The following is a 21,687-nucleotide window of genomic DNA, read 5'->3' as shown; positions in this document are numbered from 1 at the left end:
AGACGGCCGGCGTGTGGCGAAGGCCCGGGGCCGGGGGGCCGGGTGGGGTTGTCGAGAACGTCAGGCATGGCGCGGGCCTGGGACGGCGAAGCCGGGGCGTCGGAAGGCGCGGGATCGCGGGCAAGGCGCGAGGAAGGGCGCGAACCCTTGGCCGGCACGGGCCTGGGGACCGTCGAGCCGGGGCAGGTCGGCGACGGGGTCGAGCGGGTACGGCGCGAGCCCCAGCCACAGTGCGGGCCCGGGTCGGCACGGGCCGGGATCAGCGAAGCCTGGGACGTGGGCAACGCGCGAGGCACGGCGAAAAACCCCGGACACAGCACACGCCTACAAATGGCACGGCGAAGCCCGCGTGCGGCAAAAGCCCCTCGGTACGGCGCGAACGCCGGGTACACCGCCCGCCTCGACACCGCACGGCGAAGCCCAGACGCAGCGGAACGCCCTCCGCATGGCGAAGGCCCCCGGGGCGGACACCATCCGGGGGCCTTCAGTTTCAGGAGGGGCGCTCAGGCCTCCGTAGGAGAGACCTCGGCGGGCCCGGCCGAGCGGACTCAGCAGGTCCGGCCCAGGCAAGCTCGGCGGACCGGCCGTGGGCCGTTCGGGCAAGCTCGGCGGACCGGCCGTCGGGCGTTCAGACCTCGACCAGCGGAGCCGGTGCCGCGTCCTCGGTCGGCTTCTGCGGGCCCGCGCCCTTCAGCGGGACCTCCTTGACGAACACCGCCGCCACCAGCGCGAGCACGGCCACGATCGAGCCGAGCAGGAACGCCGAGTGGGTGCCGGCCGAGACGGCGTACTGGTACGCCTCCCGCGCCGCCGCCGGCAGCTTCGCCAGGCTCGCCGCGTCGAGCTGCGCGGACTGCTCGGTCACCTTGGAGCCCAGCGCGCCGGCCCGCTCGGACATGACGTCCTGGACCCGGTTGTTGAACAGCGCGCCCATGATGGCGACACCGAAGGACGAGCCGAGCGTACGGAACAGGGTGGTGGAGGAGGACGCGACGCCCATGTCCTTCATCTCCACGCTGTTCTGCGCGACCAGCATGGTGATCTGCATCAGGCAGCCCATGCCGAACCCGACCACGGCCATGAACACACCGGAGGTGAACCGCGAGGTCCCGGTGTCCATCGTGGACAGCAGGTACAGCCCGACGACCATCAGGACACTGCCGACCACCGGGAAGACGTAGTAGCGCCCGGTGTTGGTGGTGACCCGGCCCGCGACCATCGAGGTCACCAGCATCGCGCCGAGCATCGGCAGGAGCAGCAGCCCGGAGTTGGTCGCGGAGGCCCCCTGGACCGACTGCTGGTACAGCGGCAGGAAGAGGGTCGCGCCGAACATCACGAAGCCGGTGATGAAGCCGATCAGCGACATCAGCGTGAAGTTGCGGCTGCGGAAGATGTGCAGCGGCACGATCGGCTCGGCCGCCTTGGTCTGCCAGAACACGAACCCGATGAGCGCGGCGACGCCGATGCCGATCAGCTCCATGATCCGCGCGGAGGTCCAGGCGTACTCGGTACCGCCCCAGGTGGTGACGAGCACGATGGAGGTGATGCCGACGGTCAGCAGGACCACGCCGAGGTAGTCGATGCCCGCCTTGGCCCGCTTCTTCGGCAGGTGCAGCACGACGCTGATGAGGCCGAGGGCGACCACGCCGAGCGGCAGGTTGATGTAGAAGGACCAGCGCCAGCCCCAGTTGTCGGTGATCGTGCCGCCGACCAGCGGGCCACCGATCATCGCGAGCGCCATGACGCCGGCCATCATGCCCTGGTACTTGCCCCGCTCCCGGGGCGGGATCAGGTCACCGATGATCGCCATGACACCGACCATCAGACCACCGGCGCCGAGGCCCTGCACGGCCCGGAACCCGATGAGCTGGCCCATGTCCTGGGCCATGCCGCTGAGCGCGGAGCCGATCAGGAAGATCACGATCGAGGTCATGAAGGTGGCTTTGCGGCCGTACATGTCGCCGAGCTTGCCCCAGATCGGGGTCGCGGCGGCCGTGGCGAGCGTGTACGCCGTCACCACCCAGGACAGGTGCTCGAGGCCGCCGAGCTCACCGACGATCGTCGGCATCGCGGTGCCCACGATCATGTTGTCGAGCATCGCGAGCATCATGGTGATCATCAGCGCGAGCAGGACGACCCGTACGCTGCGCTGCTTGGCCGGCTCCTTGTCCGGTTCCGTCTCGACCGTCTGTGTGTCCGCCATCGTTCCCACTCCCCTGAAGCTTCTGCGTACTTCCCCCGCCGGGGCACTTACTTGCCGCCCGGCTAGTTGTCTACACTGGGGAAGGTAGACGCCTTACTAGCCGGGCGTCAAGTAAGTTTCATGGAAAGCCGAGAGGCATGAGGATGGGCGGCACGATGGACCGCACGAAGCAGCAGCGCCGCGGCAACACGCGCCAGCGCATCCAGGACGTGGCCCTCGAACTCTTCGCCGAGCAGGGGTACGAGAAGACGTCCCTGCGGGAGATCGCCGAGCACCTGGACGTCACCAAGGCGGCGCTGTACTACCACTTCAAGACCAAGGAAGAGATTCTCGTCAGCGTCTACGACGACCTGACGCAGCCGATCCTCGACCTGATCGAGTGGGGCAGGCAGCAGCCCCACACGCTGGAGACCAAGCAGGAGATCATCCGGCGCTACAGCGAGATCCTGAGCGGGGCGACCAAGCTGTTCCGCTTCATGCAGGAGAACCAGGCGACGGTCCGGGAACTGCGCATCGGCGAGACCTTCAAGGAGCGCATGCAGGGGCTGCGCGAGATCGTCGTCGACCCGGACGCCGACCTGGTCGCCCAGGTCCGTTCCGTCAGCGCGCTCTTCACGCTGCACGCGGGGATGTTCCTCCTCCAGGACCTGGACGGCGACCAGGAGTCCAAGCGCAAGGCGGTCCTGGAGGTGGCCACGGACCTGATCACCCAGGCCCACGGGGGCGGCGGCGACGAGTAGCCCCGGGCAGCCGGAGCACTGCCGGCCGCGGGGCCGCCGAGACGACGCCTCAGACCTTCACACCCTTGGCCCGAAGGAACGCCACCGGGTCTATCGCCGAGCCGTAGTTCGCCGTCGTGCGGATCTCGAAGTGCAGGTGCGGGCCGCTGGAGTTGCCGGTGTTGCCGGACAGGGCGATGCGCTGACCGGTCTTGACGACCTGGCCGACCTTGACGTTGATCCGCGAGAGGTGGGCGTACTGCGAGTACGTCCGGTTGCCGTGCTTGATCACGATGGCGTTGCCGTAGGCGGACCCGTCACCGGCACCGCCGGGGCCCGCCTTCACGACGGTCCCGCCGTGCGCGGCGACGACCTTCGTCCCGCTCGGCACCGCGAAGTCCTGCCCGCTGTGGGTGGACTGCCACATGCCGCCGGCCTGCGCGAAGGTCGCGCTGAGCGTGTACTTCTTGACCGGGTCCACCCAGGAGGGCTTGGCCGCGGCCGAGGCGACTCCGGCTCCGAGCACGGCCGACGCGCCCACGGACGCGGCCAGGACGGCCACCCGGGCACGGAGCAGGGTCGTACGGGAGGAGCGGGGGGAGACGCGCTGGAACATCAGGAACCTCGGGGGGTCGGGGAAAACGGAAAGGCATTGGTAACCCCGAGGCACGCGCACCCCAAAACCAGCCATCTACGACGGTTCGTAGTAATAAGTCCAGACATTGGCGACTGATACGCCTCGCTCCCGCACCTCTCGCCACTAATCCCCCTAGTAACGGACAAATCGCCTGTGCGTCATGTCACCGGAGACGCCGTTTTAAACACCTCCCGATGTGACGCCCGTCTCTGGCTACTTACCGCTGGTAACCCTACGGTTCCCCTCGCGTCACCCTCGCCCCGCACCATGCACCGGACAACGGCTTTCGGACGTGAGAGGACCCCCACCGATATGAGCAGCAGACGCCCCTGGGCTCGCCACACCGCTGTCGGCGCCGTCGCCGCGGCCGCCCTGGTCGCCCTGGCCGTACCCGCCGAGGCCGCCACGACGTCGGCGACGACATCGACCACGAGCCAGAGCGCCTCCACGACCGCCACGGCCGCCGCCGCCAAGGTCGACTACGCCACCTGGCAGGCCGACTGCCAGGCCGTGATGGACCAGGCCCTGCCGTACCTGAAGACCCGTATCGCCGCGACGAAGCCCGGCGAGAAGCAGGCGATCGTCCTCGACATCGACAACACCGCCCTGGAGAGCGACTTCGGCTTCAGCTACCCCGCGCCGGCCAACAAGCCCGTCCTCAACGTCGCGAAGTACGCCCAGGAGCACGGCGTCTCCCTGTTCTTCGTGACCGCCCGCCCCGACATCATCGGCTCGGCCACCGAGTACAACCTCAAGCAGGTCGGCTACCAGGTGAGCGGCCTCTACGTCCGCAACTTCATCGACCTCTTCAAGGACGTCGCCACCTACAAGACGGACAAGCGCGTCGACATCGAGAACAAGGGCTACACGATCATCGCGAACATCGGCAACAGCGCCACCGACCTGTCGGGCGGCCACGCCGAGAAGACCTTCAAACTCCCGGACTACGACGGCCAGTTGTCCTGATCCCCGGCCGCCCGGTTAGGCTCCGTCCGCGCACTGGCACACACGGGGGTGGCGGATGGAGCCCGCGGTACTCGGCAGCAAGCTGGCGTCCGCTCTGGTCGGTCAACTGGTACGGAAACTCTTCCGGCCCGACGGCCCGGGCGCCGGCCTGGTCGACAGACCGGTCCGGCTCTCGGCCCTGGTCTCCTTCCGGGGCGAGAAGCGCACCCTGGGCGAGAAGGAGGTCCGCGCCCTCGCCGACGGCCTGGTCCGCGCGGCCACCGACTCCCCCGGCGAACCTCCCTTCCCGGCCGACGAGGAAGCGGCCGTCGCCGAGGCCCTGACAGCCCGGCTGCTGGCCCTGGGCGACCTGGAGATGGACGACGTACAGGCGGTCGGCCTCGGCCACCGGGAACTGGCGCGCGTCCTCGGCCGCGCGGCCCCCTCTCCCGCCGGCCTGTCCACGGACGCCGGGTACTTCCTCGACTCGGCCACCGAGTGGGCCTGCCTCCAGATCCTGGAGTTCTTCACCCGCAGATCCACCTTCGTGGCCCGCACCCTCGTCGAGCAGACCCGATCCCAGGCCGAACTCATTTCGAAAACGGACGAGTTGCTCGCCCGCACCCCCCGCCCCGGTGCCGTGGACCGCGACTTCGAACGGCGCTACCTCCCGTACGTCGCCGACCGCCACCGCCACATCACCATCTACGGCATCGACCTGCGCGACTCCCCCGACCGCTGGCCCCTCGAAGTGGCGTACCTCAGCCTGGAGGCGACCACGGCGGAGGAGGGCCCCCTTACCGAGGAACACCCCGGGGGCCCGCTGACGCTGCGGGTCCGCGCCGAGGAAGCCCTGCTCGCCCACGACCGGGTCCTGCTGCGCGGCGACGCGGGCTCCGGCAAGACCACCCTCGTGCAGTGGCTGGCGGTCACGGCGGCCCGGGACGGCAGCGGAGTGCCGTACGTCCTGCCCCTGCGCACCCTGATCCGCGCGGGGTCCCTCCCCTCCCCCGCCGACTTCCTGACCGCCGTGAGCTGCCCCCTGACCCCGCCGGAGGGCTGGACGGAACGCGTCCTGACGGCGGGCCGCGGCCTGGTCCTCGTCGACGGCCTGGACGAGATCCCGGCCGCCGACCGCCACCGCACCCGCGACTGGCTTCTGTCCCTCATCCGCGCCTACCCCGGCAACCGCTGGCTCCTGACCTCCCGCCCGACCGCCGTCCGCCCCGACTGGCTCGCCGCCGAGGGCTTCGGGGAGCTCACCCTGGCCCCCATGCGCCGCCCGGACGTGGCGACCTTCGTCCACCGCTGGCACACCGCGGCCGGAGCCCCCGAGTACGAGACCCCGCTCCTGGACTCCCTGCGCACCAAACGCGATTTGGCCCGCCTGGCCACCAACCCCCTGATGTGCGGCCTGATCTGCGCCCTGCACCGCGAACGGCGGGGCTATCTCCCCACAGGGCGCAAGGAGTTGTACGACGCCGCCCTCACCATGCTGCTCGCGCGCCGCGACCGGGAGCGGGGTCTGGAGCTGGAACTGGGCGAGGAGACCCAGCTGGAGCTGATCCAACGCCTCGCGTACGCGCTGGTGCTGAGCGGGCGCACCGAGATGGAGGTGGAGACCGCCGAGGCGATCGTGGACCGCTGCCTCCCCGCCCTCGGCCTGCGGGGCCCCGCCGGCGCGGTCCTGCACGACCTGCTCCTGCGCAGCGGCCTGCTCCGCCAACCTGCCGACGGCGTAGTGGACTTCGTCCACCGCACCTTCCAGGACTACCTGGGCGCCCGCTACGCCGTGGAGGAGGGCCACCTCGACGTCCTCGCCGGCCGCGCGGACGACACCCAGTGGGAGGACGTCATCCGCATGGCGGTGGCCCACGCCCGCCCCCGCGAACGGGCTTCTCTGCTACGGCAACTGCTCGCCAGGGACGTCCCCCGGCTGACCTTGCTCGCGCTGGCCTGTCTGGAGCACGCCCCGGCGCTGGACGCGGCCGTGCGGGCGGAGGTGGAGCGGCGCGCGGCGGCCCTGATCCCGCCGGCGTCGAAGGAGGACGCGCGGGCTCTGGCGGAGGCCGGTCCACTGGTGCTGGAGTTGTTGCCGGGGCCGGATCGTCTGTCGCACCGGCAGGCACTGGGCGTCACGATCACCGCCTCGCTGCTGGGCACGGAGGAACCCGAGGGCGCTCTCGGGGTGCTGCGGCGGTTCCGGGAGCACGGCGACCTGGAGGTACGTCGGCAACTCGCCGGAACCTGGAGTCGCTTCGACACCGCGCGGTATGCGGCGGAGGTGCTGGACCATCTGCCTCGCCATGGCCTCTACCTCACCTGTGAGTCGGCCGAGCAGCGGGCCGCTCTGCCCGGGATGCGGCCCTGGAGTGGGCTCGCCTTCAAGGGCGAGCATCCCGTCGAGGAGATCCTGGCCGCCGTCCGGGCCCCCGAGGACGTGACACTGCTCGACCTGCGCGACAACACCGGCCTCACCGACCTGGGCGCCCTGCTGCCCTTCGGCTCCCTGCACAACCTGCTCCTGGCCCGCTGCACCCAGGCGCGCGGCCTGGACCGCCTCGCGGACCTCCCGCTCACCGAGCTCATCTGCGGCCAGATCGCCGACCTGACCGGCCTCGCGTCCCTGCGCTCACTGCGAAGGCTCACCCTGGAACAGGAACTCCCGGGCCACAGCCTCACCGAGGTCCTGCCCGTGGACGCGCACCTGACCTACCTGTTCCTCGGTCGGCACGCCACGACGCACACCGGCCTGCGCGGCCTGGAGCACTGGACCGAGCTCGTGGACCTCAGCCTCGGGCCGCTGACGACGGAGCTGACGGCGGCCGACTGGCAGTCGGTGGCCGCGCTGCCCCGCCTCAAGCAACTCCATCTGCACGCCCGGCTCCTGCGCGAACTGCCACGCTCCTTCGATCACCTGCCGGAGCTGCCCACGGTCAAGGTGCTGCGGGTCACGGGACTGCTCGGCACCGAGGACCTCTCTGTGCTGGCACACCGCCTCCCGAATCTCCACTCGGTGGCTCTCCAGAACATGCCGGGGCACGCCTTCCCGCTGTCCCGCTACTCCGGGCTGTTCCCGCCCGGAGTGGCCGTCAGGCTGCTCGAGCGATAGCGACAGCCATGCGAAAGGGGCCGGCACCCGAAGGCACCGGCCCCTCACTGGACGTCTCCCCTAAGGGCTACGCCTCCTTGCTCAGGTTCGGACCGGCACCGCCGGCCGCCTGCTCGATCGGCGGGACGTCGGGCAGTGCCGACTTCTCCTCACCGCGGAAGGTGAAGGTCTGGGTCTCGCCCTCGCCCTCGGTGTCCACGACCACGATGTGACCGGGGCGCAGCTCGCCGAAGAGGATCTTCTCCGAGAGGGTGTCCTCGATCTCGCGCTGGATCGTGCGACGCAGCGGCCGCGCGCCCAGGACGGGGTCGTAACCCTTCTTGGAGAGCAGTTCCTTGGCGGACTGGGAGAGCTCGATGCCCATGTCCCGGTCCTTGAGGCGCTCGTCGACCTTGCCGATCATCAGGTCGACGATCGCGAGGATGTCGTCCTGGGTCAGCTGCGGGAAGACGACCACGTCGTCGACGCGGTTGAGGAACTCGGGCCGGAAGTGCTGCTTGAGCTCGTCCGAGACCTTGTTCTTCATGCGCTCGTAGTTGGTCTTCTTGTCACCTGAGGCCGCGAAGCCCAGGTTGAAGCCCTTGGAGATGTCCCGGGTGCCGAGGTTGGTCGTCATGATGATGACCGTGTTCTTGAAGTCCACGACCCGGCCCTGGGAGTCGGTCAGACGACCGTCCTCCAGGATCTGCAGCAGCGAGTTGAAGATGTCCGGGTGGGCCTTCTCGACCTCGTCGAAGAGGACCACCGAGAACGGCTTGCGCCGCACCTTCTCGGTCAGCTGGCCGCCCTCTTCGTAGCCCACGTAACCGGGGGGCGAACCGAAGAGCCGCGAGACCGTGTGCTTCTCGCTGAACTCCGACATGTCGAGGGAGATCAGCGCGTCCTCGTCACCGAAGAGGAACTCGGCGAGCGCCTTGGACAGCTCGGTCTTACCGACACCGGACGGGCCGGCGAAGATGAACGAACCACCGGGACGCTTCGGGTCCTTGAGGCCCGCACGCGTACGACGGATCGCCTTCGACAGCGCCTTGACGGCGTCGACCTGGCCGATGACCCGCTTGTGGAGCTCGTCCTCCATGCGCAGCAGACGCGAGGACTCCTCCTCGGTCAGCTTGAAGACCGGGATGCCGGTGGCGGTCGCGAGGACCTCGGCGATCAGCTCGCCGTCGACCTCGGCGACGACGTCCATGTCGCCGGCCTTCCACTCCTTCTCCCGCTTGGCCTTGGCGGCCAGGAGCTGCTTCTCCTTGTCGCGGAGGGAGGCGGCCTTCTCGAAGTCCTGCGAGTCGATCGCGGACTCCTTGTCCCGGCGGACACCGGCGATCTTCTCGTCGAACTCGCGGAGGTCCGGCGGCGCGGTCATCCGGCGGATGCGCATCCGGGAACCGGCCTCGTCGATCAGGTCGATCGCCTTGTCCGGCAGGAAGCGGTCCGAGATGTACCGGTCGGCCAGGGTCGCGGCCTGGACGAGGGCCTCGTCGGTGATGGAGACCCGGTGGTGGGCCTCGTACCGGTCGCGCAGACCCTTGAGGATCTCGATGGTGTGCGGGAGCGAGGGCTCGGCGACCTGGATGGGCTGGAAGCGGCGCTCGAGGGCCGCGTCCTTCTCCAGGTGCTTGCGGTACTCGTCCAGCGTGGTGGCACCGATGGTCTGGAGCTCACCGCGGGCCAGCATCGGCTTCAGGATCGAAGCGGCGTCGATGGCGCCCTCGGCGGCACCCGCACCGACCAGCGTGTGCAGCTCGTCGATGAACAGGATGATGTCGCCGCGGGTGCGGATCTCCTTGAGGACCTTCTTCAGGCGCTCCTCGAAGTCACCGCGGTAGCGGGAGCCGGCGACCAGCGCGCCGAGGTCCAGGGTGTAGAGGTGCTTGTCCTTGAGGGTCTCGGGCACCTCGCCCTTGACGATGGCCTGGGCGAGGCCCTCGACGACGGCGGTCTTGCCGACGCCGGGCTCACCGATCAGGACCGGGTTGTTCTTGGTACGGCGGGACAGCACCTGCATGACCCGCTCGATCTCCTTCTCGCGCCCGATGACCGGGTCGAGCTTGGACTCACGAGCGGCCTGGGTGAGGTTCCGGCCGAACTGGTCGAGGACCAGGGACGTCGAGGGGGTGCCCTCGGCAGGCCCGCCGGCGGTGGCGGTCTCCTTGCCCTGGTAGCCGGAGAGCAGCTGGATGACCTGCTGCCGCACCCGGTTGAGATCGGCGCCCAGCTTGACCAGGACCTGGGCGGCGACGCCCTCGCCCTCGCGGATCAGGCCGAGCAGGATGTGCTCCGTGCCGATGTAGTTGTGCCCGAGCTGGAGGGCCTCGCGGAGCGACAGCTCCAGGACCTTCTTGGCACGGGGGGTGAAGGGGATGTGCCCGGACGGGGCCTGCTGGCCCTGGCCGATGATCTCCTCCACCTGCTGGCGGACCGCCTCGAGCGAAATCCCGAGGCTCTCAAGGGCCTTGGCGGCGACACCCTCACCCTCGTGGATCAGGCCCAGGAGGATGTGCTCGGTGCCGATGTAGTTGTGGTTGAGCATCCGGGCTTCTTCCTGAGCCAGGACGACAACCCGCCGCGCGCGGTCGGTGAACCTCTCGAACATCGTTAATCGCTCCTCAGAGCGGTCAGGCAGTGGGGGGAACTTCCCCTCCCTGTCCTTCCGCAGCTTAGTCCCGCAAGCGGGGACCGCTCATTCCAACTGCCGACACCGTCGATGGCCTCCTGACCCCGCTAACGCCGACATCTGCTCCAACCCGATGGTGCGAGACGATGTTCCCGCAGGCCAGGCAGTTACCCCAGTCGCCAGTACGCCGTTGGCGAACGTGAGACAGCCCGTACTGCGTGTCGCCCCCTCCCACTAGGGATGTCTTACCCGCTCGCACTGACACTCCATGCCACGCGCCCCCCGTCCCTCCGCTATGGGCGAACAACCTCGCGCCGTACCGAACCCCCGCAAGCCCCCCTGGCGAACACTCTGCGCACACACAGGTGTACCCAGCGTAACTCGCGGGCGGTCGGGACGGTTGCACTTGGCATGGTCGGCCACCTCCCGTTCACCGCGGACCTCACGACGGTCCCGTCTCCCCGTCGGCCGCCCGACGCGACCGCCTCCGGCGACGATCCGGTACGCCGCTGGTACGAGAACGAACTCGGCTGGCCGACGGTGCCCGAGAAGTCCCCGGGCTCTTCTGTACGGATCAGAGTGGGCCTGCGTTTCGATGTGCTGGACATCCCGGCCGCCGCCGGGCACGCGGCCCTGCGCCATCTGACCGCCGGCTCGCCCGTGGCCGTCCAGGGCGACCGGCTCCTCCTGCTGGTCGCGGCGGGCAGCGCGGAGGAACTGCCGGGCATCCTGGAGTGGCTGGAGTGGGGCGCTCTCCCGCTCGACCTGCGCGCGCTGGGCCAGGGCGACTCCATGGAGGCACCGGCGCCGCCGCGAAGCCTCCTGCCGGAGGCAGGGCGGGCCCAGACACAGGGCGCGACCGTCCGCGGGACGGCAGGGCGGGACCACGATCCGGGACCGACCGGGCGAAGGGAGCGGCCGGCGCACGGGGAAGCAACTGGGGGCGCAGACGGGGACACAACCGGGGTCGTGGAAGCCGTACGGAACTCGATGCCGGGACGACGACCGGACGGGCCACAGGGGCGACGGTCGGCACTCGAACCGGACGCGTCGCACGGGCAGTGGTCGGCATGCGGACAGGACGGGCCGCGTGGGCAATGGCCGGCATCCGAACCGGAAGAGCCGCATGGGCAATCGCCGGCACTCGGCCCGAATGGGTCACGAGGGCGATGGCCGGCACTCGGACCAGAAGAGTCACGCGGGCACTGGTCGGCACTCGAACCGGACGGGCCGCTCGGGCGACCCTCGGCGCTCGGGGCGGAAGGGTTCGACGCGTGGTCGGCGGCCTCCGGGTCGGACTGGTCGCGCGAGCGGTCGGCGGCCTCCGGGTCGGACCGGCTCATGGCGGCGGAGTTCTCCGGCGGGGGCTCCGGCGCCGGGGTGCGGCCTCTCGTCCTGGGCCGCCCGGGCACCCTGCAGGGGGCCGCCGTATGGCTGCGGCCCCCCGAGCCGGGGTGCGAGGTCGAGGCCTCGCTGCCGACGATGTCGGCGCTGGGGGGCGTCGGCGGCCCCCCGGATCTCGTGCGCGTCGTGCACACCGTGGCAACGCAGTGCCACCGGCTGCGGCTGCGCGCGCGGCCATAAGCCTTCGCAGGCCTTGACCCGCACAGACCTTTCGATCAGGCGTTGGCCTTCTCGTAAGCCTCGCGAATGCTTGCCGGAACACGGCCGCGGTCATTGACCTCCATGCCGTTCTCCTTTGCCCAGGCACGGATCTGCGCGGTGTCCTGGCTGCCACCGGAAGCGGCTCGCGCCTTTCCGCGCCCACCCGAAGCACGGCCCCCGGTACGACGACCACCCTTCACGTACGGGTCGAGAAGGCCACGGAGCTTGTCCGCATTGGCGGTCGTGAGATCGATCTCGTACGTCTTGCCGTCCAACGCGAACGTGACAGTCTCGTCCGCCTCGCCGCCGTCGATGTCGTCGACAAGAAGGACCTGAACCTTCTGTGCCACCGGATTTCCTTTCATCCAATACTTGAGGGCCGGGGGTCTGCGGCGTCCGCCGTTTCGCCGTCCCCTGTTATATGCAGTACTGCACTACGTCGGAAAGCAAACCGCTTTTGCCTGGAAAACACAAACCCCTGGGAGAGACCAACGGGGACCCCTCGTCCGGAAACGTGCGCGTTTCGGACATAGGGAACCTGGGCAGGGCGGATCGCCGGAATCCTTGGCGATCACAGATGCAGAAGCATCCGACTGTTGCCCAAGGTGTTCGGTTTCACTCGTTCGAGACCGAGGAACTCCGCCACGCCTTCGTCATAGGAACGCAGCAGCTCCGCGTAGACATCGGTGTCGACAGGTGTCTCACCGATCTCGACGAAGCCGTGCTTGCCGAAGAAGTCCACTTCGAAGGTGAGACAGAAAACGCGACGAACGCCGAGCCAGCGGGCCGTCTGCAACAACTTCTCCAGCAACTGATGCCCGACACCGGCGCCCTTCAGGCCGGGCTTCACCGCGAGAGTGCGCACTTCCGCGAGGTCTTCCCACATGACGTGCAGGGCACCGAAGCCGACCAGCTCGGCGTTGTCGTCGCGCTCGGCGACCCAGAACTCCTGGATGTCCTCGTAAAGCGTGACCGTCGCTTTGTCGAGCAGGATGCGGTCGCGGACGTAGGAGTCGAGGAGCCTACGGATGCCGGCGACATCGCTGGTGCGGGCCCGGCGGACCGTGATGGCTTTTGCGGTGACTTCGGGGTTCTCGGCGGAGGGGGTCTTCGCGGACATGAGCGGACGCTATCGCCCGCCGTCCCGGGATGCCGAGTCGGGGTTCTCCACGGTCGGCCCCTGCACGATGCGGACGGCGTCCTGGAGTGCCTGTCGCTGTTCCTCGCTCATCATGCCGAAGAAGGCGACGAGAGCGGCGGCGGGGTTGTCACTCTGGGACCAGGCGTCGTTCATCAGTGCGGCGGCGTAGGCGGCCCGTGTGGAGACCGCCTCATATCGATAGGCCCGGCCTTCCGCCTCACGACGCACCCAGCCCTTCTGATGGAGATTGTCCAAAACGGTCATCACGGTGGTGTACGCGATGGACCGTTCCTGCTGAAGGTCTTCCAGGACTTCCCGAACGGTGACCGGGCGGTTCCACTTCCACACCCGCGTCATGACCGCGTCTTCGAGTTCTCCCAATGGGCGAGGCACAGCTCAGCACAATAGTGGGAGATCCGGCTATCGGCGTGACGGACGTGCTCTTTAGACGTCAAACGGCAACAAAAAGGGCGTACGACGCCGAAAGCACGGTGCTTCGGGGAGTCGTACGCCGATGCGGGCGCGGGCCGGTCAGTCGGCCTGCCTGGCCGCCTCCGCGCGCGCGAGGGCGGCGTCGACGGCCGCGTCCTCCTTGGCCTTGTTGGCCCCGCCCTGGGTCTTCACGATCACCCGGATCAGGCCGATGAAGAACGCGGCCATGACGACCGGGGGCACGAGCGCGGCGACGTAGTCCATGCGTCCAGAGTAGCCACGGGCACTCGGACAACTCGGGCGGGGTCCGCCTGGAACGCCGGCGCGGCGGACCCCGGCCGAAGGCTCAGCCGGCGGCCAGCTGCTGCGGCGGGTTCGCCGAGGGCGGGGTCGGCTTGCGGCGCGGGAAGACCTCGCCCGGGGTGGGGATGGGGCGGGAGGGCTTCGGGGCGGCGGGGGCGGGTTTCTCCGCCGGCTTCACCGGGGGCTTGGCCGGGTCCTTGCCCGGCTCCCGCCGCGGCTCCTTGGCGTCCTGCTCGGCGAGACCGGCACGGACGACTCCGGTGGGAGCGCCGGGAAGCCCTCCGGAGCCGTCTCGGGAAAGTACCCCGGAGCCGTCTCGGGAAAGTACCCCGGAGCCGTCTTGGGAAAGCACCCCGGAGCCGTCTCGGGAGTGCACTCCGGAGCCGCCTCCGGAAAGGCCGCCGGGGAGCGCGAGGAGGCGGGTGCGGGAGGCGGGGACCACGGGGGCCGCCTGGGCGCGCCGGGCGGCCGTGGCGCCCGCAAGGCGGGCCCTGACGTCCCGTTCGGCCAGCACCTGGCAGCGGCTCAGCAGTGCCGCCGCGGCCGGGCTGCCGCGCAGCGCCCGGAGGGCGGCGAGGTCGTCGGGCCCTGGCCGGTAGCCGGCGCCCAGCGCCTCCTCCAGGAGCGCGAGATAGCCGGCCGCGGTGCCGGGCAGCGCTTCGCGGTACCGGCCGAGGTCGGCGACCAGGAAAGCGCGCAGCCGGGCACCCTCGCGCACGGCCTCGTCGAGGGACTCGGCGAGGCGGTGGCAGTCCTTGATGTCCTCGGCCGAGGCGGGGGCGGGGTGAAGGGCGAGGGCGAGAGCACGGCGGAGCACACGCAGCTCCTCCGCGCCGAACGCCATGCCGCCGCGGGATCCGTATGGCGTGGGCATGCGGCGACAGTACGCGCTAATCAGACAAATTCGACATAGGGGGCGGGTGTGGCGCGGCCGGGCCACCCCAATGCCGGTCCGCGCGTCCTGGTCGGGGCGGGAGGCGCCCTGGGAGGCGAGGCGCCCTGGGAGGCGCCCCCCCTGCCACCCCCGCCGTCGCCGCCGCCCCGCCGCTCACATCCGCGAGACGTTCCGTTCGTACACCAGTCGGAGTCCCACCAGGGTCAGCCACGGCTCGTGTTCGTCGATCACCGAGGACTCGCCCAGCACCATCGGTGCCAGGCCGCCCGTGGCGATCACCGTCACGTCGTCCGGGTCGTCCGCGAGCTCCCGGGCCATCCGGCTCACCACGCCGTCGACCTGTCCGGCGAAGCCGTAGATGATGCCGGACTGCATCGCCTCGACGGTGTTCTTGCCGATGACGCTGCGCGGCCGGGCCACCTCGATCTTCCGCAGCTGCGCGCCCCGGACCCCGAGGGCCTCGACGGAGATCTCGATGCCGGGCGCGATGACCCCGCCGACGTACTCCCCGCGCGCGGACACCGCGTCGAAGGTGGTGGCCGTACCGAAGTCCACGACGATCGCGGGCCCGCCGTACAGCTCCACCGCCGCCACCGCGTTGATGATCCGGTCGGCGCCGACCTCCTTGGGGTGGTCGGTGAGGATCGGCACCCCCGTCTTCACCCCGGGCTCGACCAGGACGGCCGGCACGTCGCCGTAGTACCGGCGCGTCACCTCACGCAGCTCGTGCAGCACCGACGGCACGGTCGCGCAGATCGCGATGCCGTCGATGCCGTCGCCCAGCTCGTCCCCGAGCAGCGGGTGCATGCCCATGAGGCCCTGGAGCAGCACCGCCAGCTCGTCCGCGGTCCGGCGCGCGTCCGTGGAGATCCGCCAGTGCTCGACGATGTCCTCGCCGTCGAACAGGCCGAGGACGGTGTGCGTGTTGCCCACGTCGATGGTGAGGAGCATGGCGACTACTCCGCCTCGCGCAGGTCGAGACCGATGTCCAGGATCGGCGAGGAGTGCGTGAGCGCCCCCACGGCGAGGTAGTCGACGCCGGTGTCGGCGTACGCGCGCGCGTTGCCCAGCGTCAGCCGGCCGGAGGCCTCCAGCGCGGCCCGCCCGTCCACGAGCGCGACCGCCTCCTCGCACTCCCCGGGCGTGAAGTTGTCCAGCAGGATCAGGTCGGCACCCGCGTCCACGACCTCGCGCAGCTGGTGCAGGGTGTCGACCTCGACCTCGATCGGCACGTCCGGGAAGGCCTCCCGTACGGCCTTGAAGGCCTGCGCGACGCCACCGGCGGCGACCACGTGGTTGTCCTTGACGAGGGCCGCGTCGGAGAGCGACATGCGGTGGTTGACCCCGCCCCCGCAGCGGACCGCGAACTTCTCCAGCGACCTGAGCCCGGGGGTCGTCTTGCGGGTGTCCCGCACGCGTGCCTTGGTGCCGTCCAGGGCGTCCGCCCACGCGCGCGTGGCGGTCGCGATGCCGGACAGCCGGCACAGCAGGTTCAGCGCGCTGCGCTCGGCGGTGAGCAGGTCACGCGTGCGCGTGGTGACCGACAGCAGCTTCTGCCCGGCCTCGACCCGCTCGCCGTCCTCGACGTGCCGCTCCACCTCGAACTCGGCCTCGCACACCACCGAGAAGACCGCTTCGGCGACCCGCAGGCCGGCCACGACGCCCGCCTCGCGCGCGACGAAGTCGGCGGTGGCGACGGCCTCCTCGGAGATGGTCGCGACGGTCGTCACGTCCACGCCGTGGGCGAGGTCCTCCTGGATGGCCACATTGGCGATGTCCTCGACCTCGACGGGGTCGAGCCCGGCGTCGGCCAGGAGCTGTGCGAGCGCGGGGTCGAGCCCGCACTCCAGGTACTCCGCGTCGCCGTCCGCGCCGCAGGCGCAGCCGTCGCCGCAGCCGCCGGTGGAGGCGAGGGGAAGGTCGTCGGTGCTCACTGGTGTCACTGCTCCTGAAGGTGCTGCCGGGTCGGGGGGAAGTCTGCGGTATCGGTGGTGCGCAGGGCGAGGGTCCGGTCGGGATTCAGCCGTACGACGATGTGGCGGCGCCATGCCGTGTCGTCGCGGTCGGGCCGGTCCTCGCGCCAGTGGCAGCCCCGGGTCTCGTCCCGCCGGAGGGCGGCGGCGACCAGGACACGGGCCACGCACAGGAGGTTGGTGGCCTCCCAGGTGTCGACGCCGGGCTCGGCCGTCTTGCCGTTCTCGGCGAGGGCGTCGCGGGCGTCGGTGTGCAGCTGCTGCAACCGGTCGGCGGCCTGGGCGAGGGACTCCGCGGAGCGCAGCACACCCGCACCCTGGGTCATGATCCGCTGGATCGCGAACCGGGCCTCGGGCGCGAGCAGCGGGTGCGCGGGCCGCTCGGGCTGCTCGACGGGGGCGGGCACGCGCGCGTGGAGGCCGTCGTCGTCGCGGGCCGCCAGGATGTCGGTGACGATGCGCTCGGCGTAGACCAGTCCCTCCAGGAGGGAGTTGGAGGCGAGCCGGTTCGCGCCGTGCACGCCGGTGCAGGCGACCTCGCCGCACGCGTACAGGCCCGGGACGGTCGTACGGCCCCGGGAGTCGGTGCGCACGCCGCCGGAGGCGTAGTGGGCGGCCGGTGCGATCGGGATGGGCTCGGCGACCGGGTCGATGCCGTGGGCGCGGCAGGCGGCGAGGATCGTCGGGAAGCGGTGCTCCCACATGTCGGCGCCGAAGTGCCGGGCGTCGAGGAACATGTGCTCGGCGTCCCGCTCCTGCATACGGCGGGTGATGCCCTTGGCGACGATGTCCCGGGGCGCGAGCTCGGCCAGTTCGTGCTGCCCGACCATGAAGCGCACCCCGTCGGCGTCGACCAGGTGGGCGCCCTCGCCGCGCACGGCCTCGGAGACGAGCGGCTGCTGGCCCTCCGCGTCCGCGCCGAGGAACAGCACGGTGGGGTGGAACTGCACGAACTCCAGGTCGCTGACCTCGGCACCCGCGCGCAGGGCGAGCGCCACGCCGTCGCCGGTGGACACGGACGGGTTGGTGGTGGCGGAGAACACCTGACCCATGCCGCCGGTCGCGAGGACGACCGCGGGGGCGTGCACGGCGCCCACGCCGTCGTGCTGGCCCTCGCCCATGACGTGCAGGGTGACGCCCGCCGTGCGGCCCTCGGCGTCGGTCAGCAGGTCGAGCACGAGCGCGTTCTCGATGGTGCGCAGGCCACGCGCGCGTACCGCCTCGACGAGCGCCCGGGAGATCTCCGCGCCGGTGGCGTCACCGCCGGCGTGCGCGATCCGGCGCCGGTGGTGTCCGCCCTCGCGGGTGAGCTCCAGGTCGCCGGCCTCGGACTCGTCGAAGTGGGCGCCGGTCGCGATGAGCCGTCGTACGGCGTCGGGGCCCTCGGTGACGAGGATCCGCACGGCCTCCTCGTCGCACAGGCCCACGCCCGCCACCAGGGTGTCGTCCAGGTGCTGTTCGGGGGTGTCGCCCTCGCCGAGGGCCGCCGCGATGCCGCCCTGCGCCCAGCGGGTGGAGCCGTCGTCCAGGCGGGCTTTGGTGACGACGACGGTCCTCAGTCCCGCGGCCTCGCAGCGCAGGGCAGCGGTGAGGCCGGCGACACCGGAGCCGACGACCACGACGTCCGCGTCGATGGACCACCCGGGGGCGGGCGCGTGCAGTCGTATGCCTGTGCTGGTCACGAGGCGGCTCCGAAGGTCAGGGGGATGTTGTCGATCAACCGGGTGGTCCCTACCCGGGCGGCGACGGCGAGGACGGCCTCGCCGGTGAAGTCGTCGTCGATCTCGCCGAAGTCGGACGGGTCGACGAGCGCGAGGTAGTCCAGGGCGAGCGGCGGGTCCTGGCGGGCGGCGTCGTCGAGGACCAGCCGGGCCGCCGCGCGGACGGCCGAGGGGGCGCCCGGGAGGGCCTTGGCGACGGCGTGCGCGTCGGCGGCCGCGCGGGACTCGCCGAGGGCGCTCAGGGCCTCGGCACGCGCGTGCGTGGCGGGCACCTCGCGGGCCCGCGCGCGCAGCGCCTCCTGGGCCGCGTGCCGGTCGCGGCCCGCGAACAGGGCCCGGGACAGCGCGAGCGCGGTGCGGCGCTGCTGCGGGGTGAGGTAGCGGTTGCGGCTGGACATGGCCAGGCCGTCGTCCTCGCGCACGGTGGGCACGCCGACGATGTCGACGCCGAAGTTCAGGTCGCGCACCATCCTGCGGATGAGGGCGAGCTGCTGGGCGTCCTTCTGGCCGTACAGGGCGATGTCGGGGCGGGTGAGGTGCAGCAGCTTGGCGACGACGGTGAGCATGCCGTCGAAGTGGCCGGGGCGCGAGGCTCCCTCCAGGCGCTCCCCCATGGGGCCCGCGCTGATGCGCACCTGGGGCTCGCCGCCCGGGTAGACCTCGTCGACGGAGGGCGCGAAGACGGCGTCGGCACCGGCGGCCTCGGCGATCTTGACGTCGGCGTCCAGGGTCCGCGGATAGCGGTCGAGGTCCTCACCGGCGCCGAACTGGAGGGGGTTCACGAAGACGGTGACGACGACCTCGCCCTGCGGCCCCGCGATCTCGCGCGCGGTGCGGATCAGGGTGGCGTGGCCCTCGTGCAGGGCGCCCATGGTCATCACGACGGCCCGCCTGCCCACGCGCGCGCGGGCGTGCAGTTCGTCGGCGGTGCGCAGCACGGCGATGCTCATCGGGCGTCTCCCTCCGACCCGCGGGCCCCGTCGGCGCCGTCGGTCTGGCCGGCGAGTACCCCGAGCAGGTCCTCGGCGAGCTCCGGCTTCAGCAGTCCGTGGGCGAGCGCGCGGTCGGCGGTCGCGCGGGCCATCGCCAGATAGCCCGAGACGGTCTGCGGGGCGTGCTTGCGCAACTCGGTGACATGGGCGGCGACGGTGCCGGCGTCCCCGCGCGCGACGGGGCCGGTGAGGGCCGCGTCGCCGGAGCGCAGGGCGTTGTCGAGGGCAGCGCCGAGCAGCGGCCCGAGCATCCGGTCCGGGGCCTCGACGCCGGCCGAGCGCAGCAGCTCCATGGACTGGGCGACCAGGGTGACCAGGTGGTTGGCGCCGAGGGCGAGGGCCGCGTGGTAGAGCGGCCGCTTCGCCTCCTCGATCCACTCGGGCTCGCCGCCCATCTCGATGACGAGGGCCTCGGCGGCCAGCCGCAGCTCCTCGGGGGCGGTGACGCCGAAGGAGCAGCCGGCGAGGCGCTGGACGTCCACCGGGGTGCCGGTGAAGGTCATCGCCGGGTGCAGGGCCAGCGGCAGGGCGCCCGCGCGCAGGGCGGGGTCCAGGACCCTGGCGCCGTACCGCCCGGAGGTGTGCACGAGCAGCTGTCCCGGCCGCACCGCCCCGGTCTCGGCCAGGCCCTCCACGAGCCCGGGCAGGGTGTCGTCGGGGACGGTCAGCAGGACCAGGTCGGCGCGCTGGAGGACGTCCGCGGGGGAGACGAGCGGAACGTCCGGGAGCATCAGCTCGGCCCGCCGCCGGGAGGCGTCGGAGACCCCGGAGACGGCCACCGGGCGGTGCCCGGCGAGCTGGAGGGACGCGGCGAGCGCGGGACCCACCCGGCCGGCGCCGACGACGCCCACGGTGAGCCGCGCCGGGCGGTCCTTGCTGTCTGGCTGTTGGGCTGTACTCACTCGACGGCGGCCTTCCCGTTCCAGTCCGCATCTGGGTACCGGACGATTTCTCGTCATGTTAACGCGATCGGTTCCGGGGGCGTCCGGTTGTCCACAGGCTGTGGGTTGCCGCGGGGCGGTGGAGCGGGAATCCGGTGGCTTCCGGAAGCGGGGGATCCGGCTGCTTCCGAGGCCGGGAAATCCGGTGCCTTCCGCCGGGACGGCGGGAGATGATCCGGTCATGCATGACACAGCGCAGCACAGCGCCGGGCAGCCCGCGGACGGGGAACAGCCGGAACCGCTCACGGAGGAGGAACGGCTGTTGCGCCGCCGCACCCGGCGCATCGACGCGTACCGGAAGGCCGAGCGCACACTGGCGCGCCTGGAGATGCTCGCCCCCCTGCGCGAGCGTCTCGCCCTGCTCGACGGGGTCGAGGAGTTCTACGACCTGGACGAGCCGGGCGACCTCTACGGGAACGGCGTCGTCGAGGCCCTGGAGGAGAAGGTCGCGGCTCTCCTCGGCAAGGAGGCCGCCGCGTTCTTCCCGACCGGCACGATGGCCCAGCAGGTGGCGCTGCGGTGCTGGGCGGGCCGCACCGGCAACGCCACCGTCGCCCTGCACGCCCTGGCCCACCCCGAGGTGTACGAGCGCGACGCGTTCCGGGAGGTGTCCGGTCTGCGTCCCGTCCAGGTGACGAGCGAGCCCCGGATGCCGAGCGCCGACGAGGTCCGTGGCTTCCCGGAGCCCTTCGGGGCACTGATGCTGGAACTGCCTCTCAGGGACGCCGGATACCTGCTGCCCACCTGGGAGGAGCTCACCGAGCTGGTGGCGGCGGCCCGCGAGCGGGACGCCGTGGTGCACTTCGACGGCGCCCGCCTGTGGGACACCACCGTCCACTTCGGGCGGCCCCTGGACGAGATAGCGGACCTCGCGGACAGCGTCTACGTGTCGTTCTACAAGTCGCTCCAGGCCTTCGGCGGGGCCGCGCTCGCCGGCCCGAAGACCCTGGTCGAGGAGGCGAAGACCTGGCGGCACCGGTACGGCGGCGCGGTCTTCCAGCAGTTCCCGACCGTCCTGTCGGCGCTCGCCGGCCTGGAGCGGGAACTGCCCCGGCTGCCCGAGTACGTCACCCACGCGCGCGTGGTGGCCGCCGCACTGCGCGAGGGCTTCGCGCAGGCCGGGGTGGCGTGGGCGCGGGTGTTCCCCGAGGTGCCGCACACCTTCGACTTCCAGGTCTGGCTGCCGTACGGCGTCGACGAGGTCTCCGAGGCGGCGATCCGGCAGTCCGAGGAGACGGGCAGGGCCCTGTTCGTCAACCCGTGGGACGAGAAGGGCCCTGGCCTGTCCATGACCGAGGTCTACGTCCGTGCCGCCGCCCTGGAATGGACGGCGGAGGACGTGCGGGCGGCGGCCGCGGACTTCGCGACCCGGCTGCCGGGGATCAGCGGCTAGGGCGGCGCCGCTGTCGCGTCGGCCGACATCGCCCGCCCCGATTGACGGTCGCCGTCAATCG

17 protein-coding genes and 2 pseudogenes are annotated in these 21,687 nt (G+C 71.2%); 6 read left to right on the top strand and 13 right to left on the bottom strand.

Annotation, left to right across the window (positions count from 1 at the left end; translation table 11 throughout):
• Nucleotides 1–628: 628 nt before the first annotated feature.
• Nucleotides 629–2,203 (bottom strand): MDR family MFS transporter, encoded by a 1,575-nt coding sequence (locus AQJ54_RS31770; protein ID WP_062242971.1) that lies wholly within the window; start codon nucleotides 2,201–2,203, stop codon nucleotides 629–631.
• A 143-nt stretch (nucleotides 2,204–2,346) separates the two neighbouring features.
• Between AQJ54_RS31770 and AQJ54_RS31765 the strand changes: the two genes are divergently transcribed.
• Nucleotides 2,347–2,943: a TetR/AcrR family transcriptional regulator gene (locus AQJ54_RS31765; RefSeq protein ID WP_062033530.1), complete on the top strand. Its 597-nt coding sequence runs from the start codon at nucleotides 2,347–2,349 to the stop codon at nucleotides 2,941–2,943.
• Nucleotides 2,944–2,992: 49 nt separating this feature from the next.
• Here the strand turns inward: AQJ54_RS31765 and AQJ54_RS31760 are convergent, their stop codons facing one another.
• Entirely contained in the window at nucleotides 2,993–3,538 is a 546-nt protein-coding gene (locus tag AQJ54_RS31760; protein ID WP_062033405.1) for a M23 family metallopeptidase, read from the bottom strand.
• A gap of 333 nt (nucleotides 3,539–3,871) precedes the next feature.
• On the opposite strand from AQJ54_RS31760, the gene AQJ54_RS31755 reads away from it, so the two are divergent.
• Entirely contained in the window at nucleotides 3,872–4,525 is a 654-nt protein-coding gene (locus tag AQJ54_RS31755) for an HAD family acid phosphatase (RefSeq protein ID WP_062242968.1), read from the top strand.
• 55 nt (nucleotides 4,526–4,580) lie between these two features.
• On the top strand, nucleotides 4,581–7,616 hold the full coding sequence (locus AQJ54_RS31750; RefSeq protein WP_062242965.1) for an NACHT domain-containing protein: 3,036 nt from the start codon (nucleotides 4,581–4,583) through the stop codon (nucleotides 7,614–7,616).
• A 67-nt stretch (nucleotides 7,617–7,683) separates the two neighbouring features.
• Here the strand turns inward: AQJ54_RS31750 and AQJ54_RS31745 are convergent, their stop codons facing one another.
• On the bottom strand, nucleotides 7,684–10,209 hold the full coding sequence (locus tag AQJ54_RS31745; protein WP_062033414.1) for an ATP-dependent Clp protease ATP-binding subunit: 2,526 nt from the start codon (nucleotides 10,207–10,209) through the stop codon (nucleotides 7,684–7,686).
• Nucleotides 10,210–10,470: 261 nt separating this feature from the next.
• Between AQJ54_RS31745 and AQJ54_RS31740 the strand changes: the two are divergent.
• A pseudogene (locus AQJ54_RS31740) lies at nucleotides 10,471–11,049 on the top strand (SCO3374 family protein); the annotation flags it as partial.
• Nucleotides 11,050–11,553: 504 nt separating this feature from the next.
• Nucleotides 11,554–11,814, top strand: a pseudogene (locus tag AQJ54_RS31735) (SCO3374 family protein); the annotation flags it as partial.
• 35 nt (nucleotides 11,815–11,849) lie between these two features.
• Here AQJ54_RS31735 and AQJ54_RS31730 read toward each other — a convergent pair.
• The 10 genes from AQJ54_RS31730 to AQJ54_RS31690 form a co-directional block, all read right to left on the bottom strand.
• A complete protein-coding gene (locus AQJ54_RS31730; RefSeq protein ID WP_020141081.1) occupies nucleotides 11,850–12,185 on the bottom strand; it encodes a histone-like nucleoid-structuring protein Lsr2 in 336 nt (111 codons plus the stop codon).
• A 221-nt stretch (nucleotides 12,186–12,406) separates the two neighbouring features.
• Nucleotides 12,407–12,955 carry an amino-acid N-acetyltransferase gene (locus AQJ54_RS31725; RefSeq protein WP_030323856.1) on the bottom strand — a complete coding sequence of 183 codons (549 nt, stop codon included), beginning with the start codon at nucleotides 12,953–12,955 and terminating at the stop codon, nucleotides 12,407–12,409.
• Between the two features lie 9 nt (nucleotides 12,956–12,964).
• The gene (locus AQJ54_RS31720; RefSeq protein ID WP_020141079.1) at nucleotides 12,965–13,333 is read right to left on the bottom strand and encodes a BlaI/MecI/CopY family transcriptional regulator; all 369 of its coding nucleotides are present in this window, start codon (nucleotides 13,331–13,333) and stop codon (nucleotides 12,965–12,967) included.
• 174 nt (nucleotides 13,334–13,507) lie between these two features.
• Complete coding sequence (locus AQJ54_RS45200) at nucleotides 13,508–13,672, bottom strand: hypothetical protein (protein WP_030323861.1); 165 nt, start codon at nucleotides 13,670–13,672, stop codon at nucleotides 13,508–13,510.
• 82 nt (nucleotides 13,673–13,754) lie between these two features.
• Nucleotides 13,755–14,555 (bottom strand): hypothetical protein, encoded by an 801-nt coding sequence (locus AQJ54_RS31715; protein WP_062242962.1) that lies wholly within the window; start codon nucleotides 14,553–14,555, stop codon nucleotides 13,755–13,757.
• Between the two features lie 204 nt (nucleotides 14,556–14,759).
• Nucleotides 14,760–15,557, bottom strand: coding sequence for a type III pantothenate kinase (locus AQJ54_RS31710; protein WP_030323867.1), 798 nt, complete (start codon nucleotides 15,555–15,557; stop codon nucleotides 14,760–14,762).
• 5 nt (nucleotides 15,558–15,562) lie between these two features.
• A complete protein-coding gene (gene nadC / locus AQJ54_RS31705) occupies nucleotides 15,563–16,540 on the bottom strand; it encodes a carboxylating nicotinate-nucleotide diphosphorylase (protein WP_062242960.1) in 978 nt (325 codons plus the stop codon).
• Between the two features lie 5 nt (nucleotides 16,541–16,545).
• Nucleotides 16,546–18,261 (bottom strand): L-aspartate oxidase, encoded by a 1,716-nt coding sequence (locus AQJ54_RS31700; RefSeq protein WP_062242958.1) that lies wholly within the window; start codon nucleotides 18,259–18,261, stop codon nucleotides 16,546–16,548.
• Nucleotides 18,258–19,250: a pantoate--beta-alanine ligase gene (panC, locus tag AQJ54_RS31695; protein WP_062242955.1), complete on the bottom strand. Its 993-nt coding sequence runs from the start codon at nucleotides 19,248–19,250 to the stop codon at nucleotides 18,258–18,260. Before panC ends, AQJ54_RS31700 begins: the two co-directional genes overlap by 4 nt.
• A complete protein-coding gene (locus tag AQJ54_RS31690) occupies nucleotides 19,247–20,194 on the bottom strand; it encodes a Rossmann-like and DUF2520 domain-containing protein (RefSeq protein ID WP_062033425.1) in 948 nt (315 codons plus the stop codon). Before AQJ54_RS31690 ends, panC begins: the two co-directional genes overlap by 4 nt.
• Before the next feature lie 220 nt (nucleotides 20,195–20,414).
• On the opposite strand from AQJ54_RS31690, the gene AQJ54_RS31685 reads away from it, so the two are divergent.
• Nucleotides 20,415–21,626, top strand: a complete 1,212-nt coding sequence (locus tag AQJ54_RS31685; protein WP_062242952.1) for a threonine aldolase family protein — start codon at nucleotides 20,415–20,417, stop codon at nucleotides 21,624–21,626.
• Nucleotides 21,627–21,687: the final 61 nt, after the last annotated feature.

Origin of the sequence: Streptomyces griseorubiginosus, from assembly GCF_001514195.1 — a bacterium.
GTDB classification, from domain to species: Bacteria; Actinomycetota; Actinomycetes; order Streptomycetales; family Streptomycetaceae; genus Streptomyces; species Streptomyces griseorubiginosus.
This window is presented reverse-complemented; position numbering and strand designations above follow the sequence as displayed.

Bases quoted from the DNA above. Each gene is read 5' to 3' on its own strand.
- AQJ54_RS31770 (WP_062242971.1), bottom strand. From the start codon at position 2,203: ATGGCGGACACACAGACGGTCGAGACGGAACCGGACAAGGAGCCGGCC.
- AQJ54_RS31765 (WP_062033530.1), top strand. From the start codon at position 2,347: ATGGGCGGCACGATGGACCGCACGAAGCAGCAGCGCCGCGGCAACACG.
- AQJ54_RS31760 (WP_062033405.1), bottom strand. From the start codon at position 3,538: ATGTTCCAGCGCGTCTCCCCCCGCTCCTCCCGTACGACCCTGCTCCGT.
- AQJ54_RS31755 (WP_062242968.1), top strand. From the start codon at position 3,872: ATGAGCAGCAGACGCCCCTGGGCTCGCCACACCGCTGTCGGCGCCGTC.
- AQJ54_RS31750 (WP_062242965.1), top strand. From the start codon at position 4,581: ATGGAGCCCGCGGTACTCGGCAGCAAGCTGGCGTCCGCTCTGGTCGGT.
- AQJ54_RS31745 (WP_062033414.1), bottom strand. From the start codon at position 10,209: ATGTTCGAGAGGTTCACCGACCGCGCGCGGCGGGTTGTCGTCCTGGCT.
- AQJ54_RS31725 (WP_030323856.1), bottom strand. From the start codon at position 12,955: ATGTCCGCGAAGACCCCCTCCGCCGAGAACCCCGAAGTCACCGCAAAA.
- AQJ54_RS31720 (WP_020141079.1), bottom strand. From the start codon at position 13,333: ATGACGCGGGTGTGGAAGTGGAACCGCCCGGTCACCGTTCGGGAAGTC.
- AQJ54_RS45200 (WP_030323861.1), bottom strand. From the start codon at position 13,672: ATGGACTACGTCGCCGCGCTCGTGCCCCCGGTCGTCATGGCCGCGTTC.
- AQJ54_RS31715 (WP_062242962.1), bottom strand. From the start codon at position 14,555: ATGGCGTTCGGCGCGGAGGAGCTGCGTGTGCTCCGCCGTGCTCTCGCC.
- AQJ54_RS31710 (WP_030323867.1), bottom strand. From the start codon at position 15,557: ATGCTCCTCACCATCGACGTGGGCAACACGCACACCGTCCTCGGCCTG.
- panC (WP_062242955.1), bottom strand. From the start codon at position 19,250: ATGAGCATCGCCGTGCTGCGCACCGCCGACGAACTGCACGCCCGCGCG.
- AQJ54_RS31685 (WP_062242952.1), top strand. From the start codon at position 20,415: ATGCATGACACAGCGCAGCACAGCGCCGGGCAGCCCGCGGACGGGGAA.